Origin of the sequence: Enterococcus saigonensis, assembly GCF_011397115.1 — a bacterium.
In the GTDB taxonomy this organism is placed as follows: Bacteria; Bacillota; Bacilli; order Lactobacillales; family Enterococcaceae; genus Enterococcus_C; species Enterococcus_C saigonensis.
The window spans coordinates 2,518,885-2,533,382 of the sequence record NZ_AP022822.1 but is presented as its reverse complement, the minus strand read 5'-3'; the positions used below and the strand labels follow the sequence as shown (position 1 = coordinate 2,533,382).

12 protein-coding genes and 1 pseudogene are annotated in these 14,498 nt (G+C 36.0%); all 13 read left to right on the top strand.

The features are described 5' to 3' along the window. Positions 1 to 143: 143 nt before the first annotated feature. The 13 genes and pseudogenes from EsVE80_RS12195 (at position 144) to EsVE80_RS12135 (ending at position 14,464) form a co-directional block, all read left to right on the top strand. A complete protein-coding gene (locus tag EsVE80_RS12195) occupies positions 144 to 902 on the top strand; it encodes a coiled-coil domain-containing protein (protein WP_173103931.1) in 759 nt (252 codons plus the stop codon). A 20-nt stretch (positions 903 to 922) separates the two neighbouring features. Beyond that, positions 923 to 2,680, top strand: a pseudogene (locus tag EsVE80_RS14095) (glucosaminidase domain-containing protein). A 70-nt stretch (positions 2,681 to 2,750) separates the two neighbouring features. Then, on the top strand, positions 2,751 to 6,941 hold the full coding sequence (locus tag EsVE80_RS12185; protein WP_173103930.1) for a pectate lyase-like adhesive domain-containing protein: 4,191 nt from the start codon (positions 2,751 to 2,753) through the stop codon (positions 6,939 to 6,941). 17 nt (positions 6,942 to 6,958) lie between these two features. Then, a complete protein-coding gene (locus EsVE80_RS12180; protein ID WP_173103929.1) occupies positions 6,959 to 7,318 on the top strand; it encodes an LPXTG cell wall anchor domain-containing protein in 360 nt (119 codons plus the stop codon). Next, positions 7,315 to 8,079, top strand: a complete 765-nt coding sequence (locus tag EsVE80_RS12175; RefSeq protein WP_173103928.1) for a WxL domain-containing protein — start codon at positions 7,315 to 7,317, stop codon at positions 8,077 to 8,079. The genes EsVE80_RS12180 and EsVE80_RS12175 overlap by 4 nt, the downstream gene beginning before the upstream one ends. A 19-nt stretch (positions 8,080 to 8,098) precedes the next feature. After that, a complete protein-coding gene (locus EsVE80_RS12170; RefSeq protein WP_173103927.1) occupies positions 8,099 to 8,866 on the top strand; it encodes a WxL domain-containing protein in 768 nt (255 codons plus the stop codon). 90 nt (positions 8,867 to 8,956) lie between these two features. Beyond that, the gene (locus EsVE80_RS12165; protein ID WP_173103926.1) at positions 8,957 to 10,048 is read left to right on the top strand and encodes a DUF916 and DUF3324 domain-containing protein; all 1,092 of its coding nucleotides are present in this window, start codon (positions 8,957 to 8,959) and stop codon (positions 10,046 to 10,048) included. 12 nt (positions 10,049 to 10,060) lie between these two features. Then, on the top strand, positions 10,061 to 10,720 hold the full coding sequence (locus tag EsVE80_RS12160) for a hypothetical protein (protein WP_173103925.1): 660 nt from the start codon (positions 10,061 to 10,063) through the stop codon (positions 10,718 to 10,720). A 10-nt stretch (positions 10,721 to 10,730) separates the two neighbouring features. After that, positions 10,731 to 11,336, top strand: coding sequence for a signal peptidase I (gene lepB, locus EsVE80_RS12155; protein WP_173103924.1), 606 nt, complete (start codon positions 10,731 to 10,733; stop codon positions 11,334 to 11,336). Between the two features lie 13 nt (positions 11,337 to 11,349). Next, on the top strand, positions 11,350 to 12,021 hold the full coding sequence (lepB, locus tag EsVE80_RS12150; RefSeq protein ID WP_173103923.1) for a signal peptidase I: 672 nt from the start codon (positions 11,350 to 11,352) through the stop codon (positions 12,019 to 12,021). Positions 12,022 to 12,185: 164 nt separating this feature from the next. Next, the gene (locus EsVE80_RS12145) at positions 12,186 to 12,614 is read left to right on the top strand and encodes a MarR family transcriptional regulator (RefSeq protein WP_173103922.1); all 429 of its coding nucleotides are present in this window, start codon (positions 12,186 to 12,188) and stop codon (positions 12,612 to 12,614) included. Beyond that, the gene (locus EsVE80_RS12140) at positions 12,607 to 13,473 is read left to right on the top strand and encodes an NmrA family NAD(P)-binding protein (RefSeq protein WP_173103921.1); all 867 of its coding nucleotides are present in this window, start codon (positions 12,607 to 12,609) and stop codon (positions 13,471 to 13,473) included. The genes EsVE80_RS12145 and EsVE80_RS12140 overlap by 8 nt, the downstream gene beginning before the upstream one ends. 172 nt (positions 13,474 to 13,645) lie before the next feature. Further along, positions 13,646 to 14,464, top strand: a complete 819-nt coding sequence (locus tag EsVE80_RS12135) for a hypothetical protein (RefSeq protein ID WP_173103920.1) — start codon at positions 13,646 to 13,648, stop codon at positions 14,462 to 14,464. The last annotated feature ends 34 nt before the right edge of the window (positions 14,465 to 14,498 follow it).

Here is a 14,498-nt window from a genome sequence, read left to right as displayed (position 1 = left end):
ATAAATTTGAGAAAAGTATTTCAAAAATTTTTATATACTAAAAATGTGGCCTAAAACTATTTAGGTAGAAAAAATGAAATCAACTTAGGTCGTTGACTTCATTTAAATTAGACGGAATTAAAAATTGGAAAGGGGAAAAGAATATGTTTGGTAAAAAAAAGAAAGATGATCTACTGGCAGAGTTGGAAGAATTAGGGTTCCACGATGAAGGTGATGATGAGGCTGTCAAAGAATTAGAAGAAAAGAATGCAAAATTAGCTAAAGAAATAGAAGCTTTGAAAGCTAAAAACCAAGTCTATGAACAAGAAAAAAAAGAAGCAATAGCAAAAAACCAAGATTTACAATTAACAGTAGAAAAGATGGAAAAAGAATTGGCTTCTGTTGAGGCAATTCCAGCAGATTATGAAGGACGCGTAGAAGAAATAGAGCGATTGAACAAAAAAATAGAGACATTAAAAGCTGAAAATAAGCAATTAACCACTAACTTAGAATTTGCGAGCAATCGGGCAATGGAATTAACTCAGCGGTTGGAAATGCAGACTGTAAAAATGGAATCTAACGAAACTGAAAACAATAGTTCTGCCGAATTTGCTGAACTTCAAACAAAATATCAACAAGTAAAAGATCAGTTGGCGACTTTAAAGTGTCAACAAGCAAAAGATGATTTAGAACTGACAAAAAATGAATTAGCAGATGTCTTAATTGAAGCCAAGTCAAAGGCTAAAGAAATTGTTCGTAAAGCAGAATTTGATGCACATGACATCAAGTTGAAATCGGAAGAAGAGCTTGCTGAATTAAGACAAGGTTGTATTCGTTATCAAAATTATATTGAAAAAATGCGCAATGATTCCATTTCATTATTGGATCAATTACTACAACAATCACAACGGGCTTCAAAATAAAAATATGAGAGGGGAATATTATGAAAAAAATAATTACGCTACTAACGGGCACCATTATTGCTGTTTCATCTTTTCCAGCGATGTTTCCAGAGCAAGCAAAAGCCAAAAATTTTGATAAAGATCAGAATAATCAAAATACAAAAAAAGAAAATAGTCAGTTAGAAGTTCCCCTCTCTAGTAATGATGAATTAGTTGAGACTACAGAATCTGAAGCTATCAAACAAAACAAAGAAAATTCTTCAGATTCTGATGAAAAATCTGACCTAGCCAAAGAAGAGGAAAAGACACCAACAGCTACTGATAGCTCTGAAGAACAACTGTTGTCAGAAACTACAAACTCTGAAGCTACGGAAGTTTTACCGAGCCAATCAGAAGTAGATGATGAAACCAAAGACAATTCCAACTTAAAAACAGAGAAAAGTAAAGATAAAGCAACAACTACCATAAAAGAAGTTGAAAAAAATATGGCTAGTAAGAAAAACAAGGATAATCCGATAGCAAAGAAAGTAAATAAAAATACCAAATTAGGTAACAAAAAGAAAGCGTCTGATTCTTATTCCAGTACGAATAGAAAAATTTCGCCAATCGCAAAACCTACGCTGAAAGATTCGAGTAAAATAACAAACAACGTATCAATTGGAGAAAACAGCTATACTTTTTCACCTAATTTTACAACGCAACGTTTTGTCCGGACAATTGGTGAAGATGCCAGACAATTGGGGCAAAAGCATGGATTATATGCGTCCGTTATGATTGCACAGGCTATTTTGGAAAGTGCATCAGGGAATAGTTAGCTTGCAAGTCCTCCTAATTACAATTTATTTGGTATTAAGGGAAGTTACCACGGGACAAGTGTTAATTTTGCGACACAAGAAGATGACGGAAGTGGTAATCATTTTACTATTCGGGCGAATTTCAGAAAGTATCCTTCCTACAAACAATCTTTGGAAGATTATGTGCAGTTGATTCGTGGAGGGCTTCCATATAATCATGGATTTTACAGCGGTGTGTGGAAAAGCAATACTCACTCGTATCAAGACGCAACTCGATTTTTAATGGGGCGTTATGCAACCGATACAAGTTACGCAGCTAAATTAAATGGCTTAATCAAAGCTTATGGTTTGACCCGTTATGATACACCGAATGGGAAACCTGAAAATATAGCAAGGTATTCATCGGTTGAAAATACAGAAAAATCTGAAAATAACGTGCGAGAAATGAATAGATATATTGATAAATCTTCAAAAGAAATATCTCAGTTAAAAGGTTCAATTAATCAAAATGAAAACAATGAGACAATCCAACACAAAGTGAAATCAGGGGAATCTTTAACGTTAATTTCTCAATTGTATCACATACCTATACACCAGCTTGTCTCTAGCAATAACTTAAATAGTTATCTTTTAACTGTAGGCCAAGTGTTAAATATTGGTAAAACAGTTCGCTTAAAAGAAGAAGAAACATTGCATTATCCTGAAAAATATTTTGAAACAAGCTTTGAACATTTTAGTAAGCCAGCAGGAAGTCATCTGTTTTTGAGATTGAACACACCCTTTTTCAAAAATTATTCCGTCAAGGCCTACAGAGAACGTCCTGCTGGTTTTTATAGTGTTCAACGTGGCGATACGTTAGCTAAAATCTCAAAGCGATTTGGTTTATCGATTCAGTCGCTACGAAGATGGAATAATTTAAACAGCTATTTAATTTATGAAGGACAACAACTGCGGTTAACACCTTGGTTGCATGATCCGCTTAACCAAGGTTTCATCACGATTTAGTGATTGAAAGTATCGTTCATTGCTTTTCTCCAATGAGCAGAAATCGACATAGAAAGGAGTTGAGAATTGAATGAAGAAAGAGAAAAAAGGGTTGATTGTTTTAATGGCAATTGCGGGTTTGTTGCTAGTTGGAAATGTTATTGGCTATTTACAACCGATTTTTGCGGGTGAAGATCAGACCGTCCAAACGACAGATGGTACAAATATAAAAACTACTGCTAGTTCAGCTATTTTAGAAGAAATTGACGACTCAGACAACCGTGATCACTCAACACAAGTCTCGTCATCTGAAACAGCTGAAGAAGCTGATGAATCAGATGAATCAGATGAAAAAATATCAAAAGCACGATTGATAAAAGCCGCAGCAGATGAAACCGCGGTTTGGGGTACAGAAGCAGCTGCGACGAAAATTATTGAAGTAGATAACTGGTCAGACTTTAATAAGGCAGTCACCAATGGTTTTTCAGGAGATGAAGCAGAAAAAAATGATGCGGATTATATTAAAGTAACCGCAAGTTTTTCAAATCCTCAGACTGGAACAGGGTCTAGTTCTGAACGCCCTACTCTTCCAGTTAATCGTGTAGATTTTGTTGTAGACGGACTAGGAAATACGATTCATTTCCATGGGACGTCATACAGTTGGCGCTCCAATAGTAGTGATGTCAGAAAAGTTTATGTCAAAGATTTAGCGATGTACGGAACGAATTATTACGGACCTTTTCAAATAGGAACTGCAACTTCACTTGAATCAGAATTAGCAATTGAAAATGTCTATTATGAAGGTGGCCAGTTAACCGCTTCATACCAAGCGACCATGCGTTTTATTGGTAAAAATACTATTAAATCTGTCAATAGTTACGAAGACCCCTTTACCCCTGGGAGAATTATTAGTACTCAAGGAAACCAATCGGGTTTAGAAGCTTTTCGCGCCGTCTTTGAAGAAAATAGTGAAACCGAGGTGGAAGTTGAAAATGGTAATGGTTTTATCTTAGCAAGTTACTATGGAAACACAGGCTCCACTTCAGGAGAAGACGCTTATGCGCTATTGAAAAGTAAAGCTAAAGTAAATATTACTACTCTTGGAAGTACCGGAGAAAACTATGGTGTTGGCTACTATGTTTTAGCGCTTAATAAAGGCGATGTCATTGTAGAAGACGAAGCGGAATTAACTTTGAATACAGCAAAGGATACAACTAAAGGTGGGATAGAACTTGCGGGCGGAACAAGCATTGATATTTCCAATAAGGCAAAAGTAAATATCAATATCAACGGCCAAATGGGTGGAACTAGAAATGCGATATCAATCGGTAATGATTCAATCCTGAAAGTTCGGGATGAAGGTGAGTTACACGTTAATTTGGCAAACCAAGGGAACGATAGCCGGGATGTCATCACTGCTGGTAGCGATAGTACTTTTGAAATTGGGCGAAAATCAGTTTTCAATATTAAGTTAGCAGATGGAACAGGCACGCGAAATCTGATTAATATTGGATCCGGGGGAGCTTTCCGCTTCGCTGATGCCTTCTCTATTGATTTAGATGCTCGAGCTAATACGAACGCTCATTTAATTAATATGTCAAATCCAGGTCATTTTATTGCCGATGTCCAAAAAGTATCTACATGGCTGAAATCAGATCCTACCACATTATATAAATCTTGGGCTCCAATTTATGGAGTAGATGTTACGTATAATGGTCGAAATCAAACAGGTTTAGTCGGACAAAGTGTAACGAGCAATATCACTGATGACTTCTTGGCGAATTATTATACGAGTGGACGCTCTGGCAGCGCTGTTCCGTCAGCTACCCATACCGGTTTTTCACGGGTTTTGTTTGAATTTATTGAGGATGTCAATATTGGCATAAACGATATTACAGATAATCCAAGTGAAGATACGCACAAGGAATTTAGTGGGGTTGTTAATCCCGATCCAGAGTACGGCAATGGAACTGCTATTACTTTTTACTATGTTGAACGGGATGATTATACAGAAGATGATCCGCCACCATTAGATCGACCAGTAGGAACACCATCTGTTGCTTCTCCTTTAGAGGGTGATAGTCGAGTTTTTCATACGATTGCTGATTCTTTTACAGGTGACTATCAGTTTACAGTTCCTGCCGAAGAACAAGCTAAATTAGTTGCCGGTCAAAAAATAATGGCTGTTGGTTGGTTAAATGGTAAGGAAAACTACGTTATTACGACCGTAAAAGATACAACTGCCCCAACTGCAGATGGACGGTCTTACATTGTTGAAAAAGGAGTAATGCCACCAAGTGCTGATGTCTTTTTAGAAAATATTCAGGATACAAACCCGATGGAGAATCAAACGTTTGCTATTTCTTACAAGACAGATATTTCTGAGTTAGTTCATCAGCCGACTAAAGAAGGCCATGTGATTGAAATTAACGTAACAGATGAAGCTGGCAATACAGCTACAGTTGAAGCCAAATTGATTGTTTACGGCGAAGGAACCGGCATTGATGCTAAAGATATTGAAATTGACGCAACAGACATAAAAGATAAAACAGAATCAGAAATTAAAGATTTTATTTTGTCTGAAAGTAGCGCAAGCGCATTTTATTTAAAAGATGGTGCTGAAGTTGATGTGACAGAGAAGATTGAAGTAGCAGATCTAGGTGGATTATCAACAGCATCTGGAGAATATACCGTTAAGTTAATTGTACCGGCAGATGTCGAAAATGGGTTACAAGAAAGTATCACAAAGGAAATAGTGGTGACAGTAAAAGATGTAGAACCTCCGACTGGTACAGGAAAACATACCTTGGTACCACTAAATAAAGCAGACTACCTCATTGGATCAGATGTCGATTTATTTAAGCTTTTAAGTACGTATCAGGATAATGTAACCGAAGCTGAGGAACTTCAAATTCGCTTGGTAGAAAATGCAAATGAAATTGAAACCTTAGTAAGTTCAGTCGGTAGTAAAGTTATTCATGTGATTTTAACGGATAAAGCCAAAAATGATAGTGAACCAATCGAAATCCCAATTACTGTAGTAGAAGGCGAAGTAAGCGGTAATGTTGCGATTACCGGAGAAGATTTTCGCTTAGATCGAAATGAATGGGAAAATGCAGTTACAAAAGATCAATTAAAAGAATTCATTTTAACAAATGGGCAAGTAGAAGCTGTGGAGCTGGTTGAAGGTGTAGTTACTTCTGTGACCGATACAGATAAAGTCAGTATTGATGTGGAAGAAGTCATCGTCGATAGTGCTCATGAAGAACAACCGATGACGATTACATTAACTGTCGACAATGGAACGGATAAAGTTTCTAAAACTATTCAAGTGACTTTTAATGATAAAACAGCGCCAACAGCAGATTCTAAACCGACAGAGATTAATATTGGGAATGTTAATGCCATTCAAAATGCAGATCCCAAAATATTTTTAGAAAACTTGGCCGATAATGTGAGTGAAGTAGAAAAGATAAGTGTAAAATTTGCTGAAAATCAAGATTTTGATGAAATGGTACAAACTCCAGGTACAAAAGATTTGCTGATTGAACTAGTAGACGAAGCCGGCAACAAAGCGACTATTACGGTAGAAATTACAATTTTTGATAATAGTTTAACGATTCGATTTGTCGATAGTAAAGATCAAGATATTGTGACACCAGTCGTAATTAGCGACAAGATTCCAGGCGATAAAGTTGATTTAACGGCAGACCAAGCTGTGTTAAAAGGATTGCAAGATGCAGAAGATTTACATTACTTGCTTTTAACTAGACCTGAAGATGAGGATCAAGTAGAAGTGACTTCCACCGGTAAAATTGTGAAATATGAATTTGACGGTACTTTATTTATCTCTTCTTATCCTGAAACATTGGATTTTGAAACACATCAAGTTTGGTTTTCTGACATTCGCGTGGATAAACCACAATACCAAGAACCATTAGTGATTTGGGATAATCGTGGCATAAAAGCTAACTGGACATTAACGGCAACCTTGACAAAGGACTTCACATTGCAAGCAGGAGATGTTGATGACCCAAACTTTGTTTTGACGGATGTCTTAAGTTATCAAAAAACTACTGATGAAAATTCAGCAGTGGTACTTCACGATGAAGCAGAAGCAGTTTATTCAGCACAGCATGCAGAAAATCAATCAGAGTACAACATTAGTGATACCTGGGATGAAAATGGTCCAGGGCTGAAATTTGAAGCACCTGCGTCAAAAGTCAAAAAACTTGGTGAATATCAAGCCGAAATTCTTTGGACACTAGGAGATGCGAAATAGAGGGGATGTGAGAAAAAATGAAGCGAAAGTTTTTTAGATTAAGTTCAATTGTAACAATCGCAATGATTTTTCTTGCATTGTTCGTCTCTTTTTCCACAGTAGATGCTGAAGAACAGGGGCAAAAATCGCAAAGTGTAACGACAGAAGGTGTCATTGTATTTGAAGAAGGTGAACATGGAAGTGTTGATTCCACGCAACAATCACAAAGTATTACATCAGTTGCAAAACCGAGTGGCACGTCAAAACCACATGGCAAAAGTTACCCAGCTACAGGGGAAATGATAAAGAAAAGTTTGATGTACACAGGTATTGGCCTCATCTTACTATTCTTCTTGTTACTTTTTTGGAAGAAACGCAAAAAGGAGGAGAAGAGATGAAAAAATTCTTTTTACTATCTTCTTTCCTTTTCTTGATGATGCCACAGGTGGTATTGGCACAAAGCGATACTGCTGGAACAGGAAAAATTGAATTTAATGATCAGCAACAAGTAGCCGATCCTGAAAATCCAGTAAATCCAATTGAACCAGAAGATTTAATTCCTCCTAGTTCAGATTTATTACGGTTGGATTATGTTCCGAGTTTAAATTTTTCAACACAAAAAAGTGATACAAATGATCAAAAATATGCAGCAAATGCCATGATGTTTGCAGATGACACAATGCCACGAGCACACTTTATTCAAGTAACCGATCGCAGAGGGACAAAGGCAGGGTGGAATGTTAGTGTCAGACAAGAAAAACAATTTGCTACAGCAGAGAATAAAGAATTAGACGGTGCGATGTTGTCTTTTGATTATTCTTGGACGAATGGTTCAGATAAAACCAAAGCGCCTGTTGTAAAAAAAGACATTATTGAAATGAAAATTGGGGAAACACAAGAAATCGCCAATGCTAAAAAAGGCACAGGTGATGGCACTTGGTTTATCTCATTTGGCGCATCACAAAATAATTTGCAGGGTGTAAAAAATACTTTAGAACCTAGACTTGATCGTGACGATCAAGTAATTATGCACGAGACATTTGATAAACCACTATTCTTAAATTCTGCTATTCAACTGGCAGTACCAGGACGAACAGAAAAAGTTATCGGTAAACCTTATAAAACAGAGCTAACTTGGATTTTATCTGAGTTACCATAAAAAATTGGAGGAAAAGAAGATGAAAAACATTACAAAATTAACTACGGCAGCATTACTAGGAGCTTTGGCGTTAGGTGTGGTTGCCCCAATCGCAAATGCAAATACAGAGCCAGAAAAAGAAGTTACGGGCAAAGGTGTGATTCGCTTTGATCAAAGCAATCCAGAAATTCCTGAAGTAACACCACCAGGAAAAGATGAACCTGAAATTGACGAACCCGGAATTAACCCAGATAAAGGGGCATTAATGATTGTATCGGTAACGGATTTAGACTTTGACACGCATTCAATTCCAGTCGGTAATGCGGATCGAGAATACTTTGCGAAACCTTTTACAACCAAAGAAACAGGTACAGAAAAAGATGTAACAATGGCACATTTTGTTCGCTATATGGATATTCGGGCAGATGGTCAACAAAATCATCATAGTATTACTGCGCAACTGACATCACCATTTACACACGAAACAAATACAAATAGCACACTAGAGGGTGCATCGATTATTTATAACGATATTTCCATTTTGCCAGTAACACCAACACCAACAGCGCAAGTTCCTCAAACTGGAGTTAAAACGAGTGTTGAAATTTCAGATGAGCCGGTTGAAATAGTAAACAACAATCAAGATGCAGATGGCGGTCGTGGTCTATTTGATTTAGTTTTTGGTTACGATGAAAATGATAATTATGATAATTACGATAGCGTATCCTTAAAAGTACCGGCTGCAGTAAATATGCAAGAAGGTGTATATACCGGTGAGGTTACGTGGACTATTGGTGATGCACGATAATTTGTAAGACATAGTTTTACCATTCAGACGGCTGCGGTGTGTGGTCATTTTCAAGTGGCCGTCTGATTAATGACTAAAGGGGTGTGTACCATGAATAAAAAGGCCTGGTTAGGAATAATCTTAGTCTACATAACAGGATTATTTCTCGGAAATGCAACTATCAGTTACGCTGATGAGAGCGGTGAGGTGGAAGGTGGCTTCTCTTATGAAGTCATCCGACCGGAAAATCAAATAGATAAAGGTGTCGGCTATTTTGATTTGTTAATGAAGCCGGAACAAAAACAGACAGTCAAAATAAAACTGAATAATACAAGTGATAAAGAAATTACCATTTTAGTAGGAGCTTATGGTGGAAAAACCAATAGTAGTGGTGTGATTGAGTATAGCAATAATGCGATTGAAAATGACAAATCCTTAAAGTATCCTTTTGAATCGATTGTAAAAGTTCCAAAAGAAGTCAAGCTTGCGGCAAGTTCATCAGAAGATTTAAACATTGAAATTGCAATGCCAAAATCAGAATTTGACGGCTATATTGCCGGTGGTATTTTATTACAAGAAAAAGATGCAGAAGGAGCAAAATCACAAAGTGAGCAAGGAATGGTTATTAATAAATTTGCTTACTTAACAGGAATGCTATTAAGTGAAAAAGATACAAATGATATAAAAGAAGATATGAAATTAAACAAAGTATATGCCACTTCAAAGAATCATCGAAATGTTATTAGCGTAAATTATTCCAATATCCAACCAGATTTCGTTGATGGCATGACGACAGATGTTCAGATCATGAAGGCAGATGCCGATGAAGTAGTATATGACGCTAAAAAATCTCAAATGCGTATGGCACCAAACTCAATGATTGATTTTCCAGTCAGTTTGGAAGGTTCTGAGATGAGGCCAGGTGATTATCGTGCTAAAATATTAGTGACAACAGAAAAAGGTGGACGTTGGGAATGGGGAAAAAAATTCACCATTACCGATGAAGAGGCAGATAAATATAACGCACGAGATTTGACTTTGGTTGAAGATCCAGGTCTTAATTGGCGGCTTATTGCGATGATTGTTGGGGGATTGTTGGTACTATTACTTATCATTTATTTAATTGTTCGCAAAATTAACAAAGAACGTAAGACAAAACAATTAATTGAGCAAAAATTAGCTGCAAAAAATAGAAAAAGATAGGAGTGCAGCGCAATGGAACTATTAGATTGGCTTTTTGTAATCCTCCTTTCTCTGGCGATTTTTACAAGTATATTCATACTTATTTCTGGCATTGGTTGGATAACTGAATATCAGAAATTAAATAAGGTCAGCGCAATGAAGCCTAGTAAAAAACACATGCGGGCTTGGTTGCGCTATCGCCTTAATTTGACAGATAAAGTAAGTAAGTATCGAAATAACGTTATTTTTGCCGTGATTTTTTCGATATTGTTTGCTGGTGGAAGCTACTATATTCGTTATTACCAATCCACGAGTCTAACAATAAAGGATTCTGAAAATGTTGTTCAAGGCTATTTCATTGTTCAAGAATTGGAAAAGTATTTAACTGAATTGCCAACCACCACTAACGAAAAGAAAGTGCAAAATACAATCTATGATTTATCGTCACGTTTAGTTAGTTATGGCTCCAATGTTCCAGAGCCGCGTTTAGGAAAAGACGAGAAACTGGTATTGAAACAATTGTATACACGAATGAAACAGTTGGGTATCAATTTAGCTGGACTTTCTATCGAGCAACTAAAAATTAAGGAAGTTAATTCCGGTTATCTGAAGGATATTAAACGAACACAGGACGCTCAAGAGCAAGTTTTTGCACAATTTAAAGTAGATAAATCAGCCCTCCAACAAGAATAGGAGGATACTGATGAAAAAAAGATTGAATCAACGGCAATTACAACTGATTGCGCAAAATATCCAAAGAAAAAGACGAAGAAGTCATATTCAAGATTTGCTTGTTACCTTTGGAATTTTTATTGCGGTGGTTGCGAGTTTATTTTTGATTTTTTTCCAAGTTGAGACAGTGAAAGATTTTAGCATGTTACCAAATTTGCAAGCAGGAGATCGATTAATTATAGGAAAATATGACGAAATTGAACGATTTGATATTATCGCTTTTCAAGTTCCAGGAAGAAAACAACAATCGATACGACGTGTTATTGGTTTGCCTGGAGAAGAACTTCGCTATCATGAAGATATTCTCTACGTTGGTACTCGCGAAATACCTGAACGCTTTTTAAGTGAAGAATTAATTAAAGCAAAAGATAACGCATACCAGCTAACTGCCGATTTTACTACTAATGATATTAGAGGGGTGAAAAATCAACGCATTCCCGCTGATTATTATTTAGTTTTGTCAGATAATCGTAGCTTTGGGATTGATAGTCGTGACTACGGATTAGTACCAAAGAAAGATATTTTTGGTGTTGTAGTAGGAATATTTTTACCAATTCCTCGTATGATGCAATTGTAGGAGTTGAAAAAGTATGATAGAAAAAAATCAAAAAAATTCTGAAATTGTGTCTCAAGTAGCTTCTAAAAAGAAGGTGCGAAAAAAATTAACGTCGGAGCAAATAGAATTAATTTTACAACACCGAAGAAAAGAGCAATTGCGACAATACTGGGATTTATTTTTATTACTGGTGACGATTGTATTGTGTGTGTTGTTCTTAATAAACTACAAAGCACATCAAATTGTCGGTGATTCTATGGCTTCCACGCTTCACAATGGGGATCGAATTTTAATCAAAAAAACGCAAGAAGTGCAACGTTATGATATTGTGACCTTTGTACCAGATAACCAAGACTCGCCGGATGAGACGTATATTAAACGTGTTATTGGTATTCCAGGTGATAAATTTATTATCCAGGGCTCAACATTGTATTTATTTCACCAAAAAAATGTAAATACAGAGTATGAGGCCCTTCGTTATGCAGTTAATTTGCCGGATAGTACACAGATTTTTAAGTTAGATAAAAAAATTGCTGATAATTTGCGTAATCAAACACAGATCCCTGAAAATGCTTATCTTGTATTAGGAGATAATCGCAAAAACTCTGAAGATAGCCGCATTATTGGCTTTGTACAAAAAAATGCGATTGAAGGAGTTATGAAATTACGTTTTTATCCATTTAACAAAATGGGTTGGGTACACTAAGTAATCTTTTAATATTGTGATAATAAAGAGTATCGAATTTTAAGACTGAGCGCAATAAGCTTAGTCTTTTTATATTTTAAAAATTAAGATTGATTTAGTAAATAGAGTGTACTATAATGAGCGAGTAGTAAATCTGATGTACTAAATAGTTGGGAGAAATAGTAATGGATAATTTCATGCATGCTTCGGAACAAATTGCGCTTTTTTGCCGCATGAATACGAATGTTAAAAAAAATTTGCCCATTCGCGCAAGTGAAATGGGGATGTTAATTTATTTGGTTAAAACACAAGGGGAAAAAACTCCGAATGCTGTCGCAAAGTTTTTTAATGTAACAAAAGCAATGGCCACCAATATGACAACGGCACTACTGAAAAAAGAATACATTATAAAAGAGCAGTCGTTAGTTGATAAGCGTAGTTTTAGTTTAATTCCAACCCAAAAAGCAATTACGTTAGTGGAAAATGCTTATACTGAATATTTTAAAACAATGAGCTTATTACAAGAAAAAATGGGGAAAGAAAAATTTATAGAATTTGTTGATTTGTTAGAGGTGGCAAATGCTATTTTAGTGGAGGAAAAAAATAATGGGTAGAATTTTAGTCACAGGAGCATCTGGTAATGTAGGAAAATACGTTGCGGAATATGTGTTAAAAAATGAACAACAGGTGACTGTTGCTGGTGTTCATACGAAAGTTTTGCAAGATATGTTTGGAGAAGATCCAAATGCTCGAATTGTACATTTTGATTTTACTGATAGTAAAACATATGCTGAAGCACTACAAGATGTAGAGACTGTTTTTATTATGCGCCCTCCTCATTTAGGCAATCCGGCTGATTTATATCCATTTATTGATGCGTTGAAAGATAGCGGTCATATTAAGTTGGTTAGCTTTTTGTCTTTAATTGGTATTGAACATAATCCGGTACCACCTCATTATAAAATTGAGAAATACATTGAAAAATCAAACGTACCTTATTGCCATATTCGGCCAAGTTTTTTCATGCAAAATATTAGTGGCGTCCATGCTTTTGAAATCAAGCATTTCAACAATATTGTGGTACCGGTGAAAAAGGCTTTGACAAGTTTTATTGATGCCGAAGATATTGGTGAAATTACAGCAAAAGTTTTGTGCGAACCTGAAAAGCATCAAAACAATGCCTATTCAATTACCGGTGGACAAGCCATTGATTATTATGAAGTTGCCATGATTTTAAGTGAAATACTGGGACGAAAAATACAGTATAGTAATCCTAGTCCGCGTTTGGCTAAAGAATATTGGCTAACTATTCGCGGATTGGATAAAGAATATGCGACAGTAATGGAGATGCTTTATATGATGACACGTTTAGGTACAGCCAAGAAAGTCACGACAACGTTTCACGATGTTATGGGGAAAAATCCGCGGACCTTTAAAGAGTTTGCTCATAAAAATATAAAAGCATGGGAATAAACACTAATAGCGAGTTGATTAATTTTAAATAACGAAAGACCTTATCTAAGTAATTTGGATAAGGCTTTTTTTATATGAGTTTGTAACTAATCTTGAACATGATAAAATATAGTCATAGGGGAATATTTTTAGGCAATAAAGTAGAATGAAAAAAAATTTGGGAGGAAAAAAGATGAAAAAAAGTGGCTTTTTATTTGTAATAATAGCATTTATTACCGCTGGGAGCGTCGTTACATATGGTACCATGCACTATAATAAGGAAGTACAAGCTGAACAATTAGCAATTCAAAAACGCGAAATAACGCAAAAGAAAATCGAAATTGTAAATAAAGCGGAACAAGCGGTTGAATTAGCTTATAAAACGCGAGACAAAAATCATATTGACGCTGCAAATCACGCGATAAAGAGAATAACAAGTGAAAATCAGCAAGTAAAATCTGCGTTACAAGTAAAAATGACAAAATTGGCTGCCCTATTAAAACAACTCGTAGAAGTAGAAAGTGCCATCAAAGACGCTGAAGATTCCCAAAAAGAATCGGATATTAAAACGGCACAAAAATTAATTGATAAAATGACAGATGAATATTTAAAGGCAGATAAAAAAGCTGCCCAACTAAAATTAGATGATCTAACCACAAAAATAAAAAAAGCGGCAGATGAAAAAGCGAAAGCGGAGGAAGCGGCAGCCCAGCAAGCAGCGCAACTAGAAGCAGAAGCAAATAATAGTAGTGAAACAGATTCCTCTTTTACAAATCAGTATGAAGAAGCAACCAATCAATCAGAATACACCCAGCCAAGTTATCCCAATTATACCCAACCCCAAGTTCCACCACAAAACAGTCAAGAAGAAAACCAATCAGAACAAGAGCATGAAAATGATATAGAATCAGAACCAGAATTAGTACCAAATGAATCAGAGCAAGAAGATAATGAAAATCCTAGTGGTATAGAAGATGACGAAAAGACAAGTAGCACAGATAATGCTAACTAGGCATGAAATAGGTGGCTTGATAGAAATGAAAAGT

Excerpts from the sequence above, each read along its gene's own strand:
- EsVE80_RS12170 (WP_173103927.1), top strand. The coding sequence starts at position 8,099 with ATGAAAAACATTACAAAATTAACTACGGCAGCATTACTAGGAGCTTTG.
- EsVE80_RS12180 (WP_173103929.1), top strand. The coding sequence starts at position 6,959 with ATGAAGCGAAAGTTTTTTAGATTAAGTTCAATTGTAACAATCGCAATG.
- EsVE80_RS12160 (WP_173103925.1), top strand. The coding sequence starts at position 10,061 with ATGGAACTATTAGATTGGCTTTTTGTAATCCTCCTTTCTCTGGCGATT.
- EsVE80_RS12145 (WP_173103922.1), top strand. The coding sequence starts at position 12,186 with ATGGATAATTTCATGCATGCTTCGGAACAAATTGCGCTTTTTTGCCGC.
- lepB (WP_173103924.1), top strand. The coding sequence starts at position 10,731 with ATGAAAAAAAGATTGAATCAACGGCAATTACAACTGATTGCGCAAAAT.
- EsVE80_RS12175 (WP_173103928.1), top strand. The coding sequence starts at position 7,315 with ATGAAAAAATTCTTTTTACTATCTTCTTTCCTTTTCTTGATGATGCCA.
- EsVE80_RS12195 (WP_173103931.1), top strand. The coding sequence starts at position 144 with ATGTTTGGTAAAAAAAAGAAAGATGATCTACTGGCAGAGTTGGAAGAA.
- EsVE80_RS12140 (WP_173103921.1), top strand. The coding sequence starts at position 12,607 with ATGGGTAGAATTTTAGTCACAGGAGCATCTGGTAATGTAGGAAAATAC.
- EsVE80_RS12135 (WP_173103920.1), top strand. The coding sequence starts at position 13,646 with ATGAAAAAAAGTGGCTTTTTATTTGTAATAATAGCATTTATTACCGCT.
- EsVE80_RS12165 (WP_173103926.1), top strand. The coding sequence starts at position 8,957 with ATGAATAAAAAGGCCTGGTTAGGAATAATCTTAGTCTACATAACAGGA.
- lepB (WP_173103923.1), top strand. The coding sequence starts at position 11,350 with ATGATAGAAAAAAATCAAAAAAATTCTGAAATTGTGTCTCAAGTAGCT.
- EsVE80_RS12185 (WP_173103930.1), top strand. The coding sequence starts at position 2,751 with ATGAAGAAAGAGAAAAAAGGGTTGATTGTTTTAATGGCAATTGCGGGT.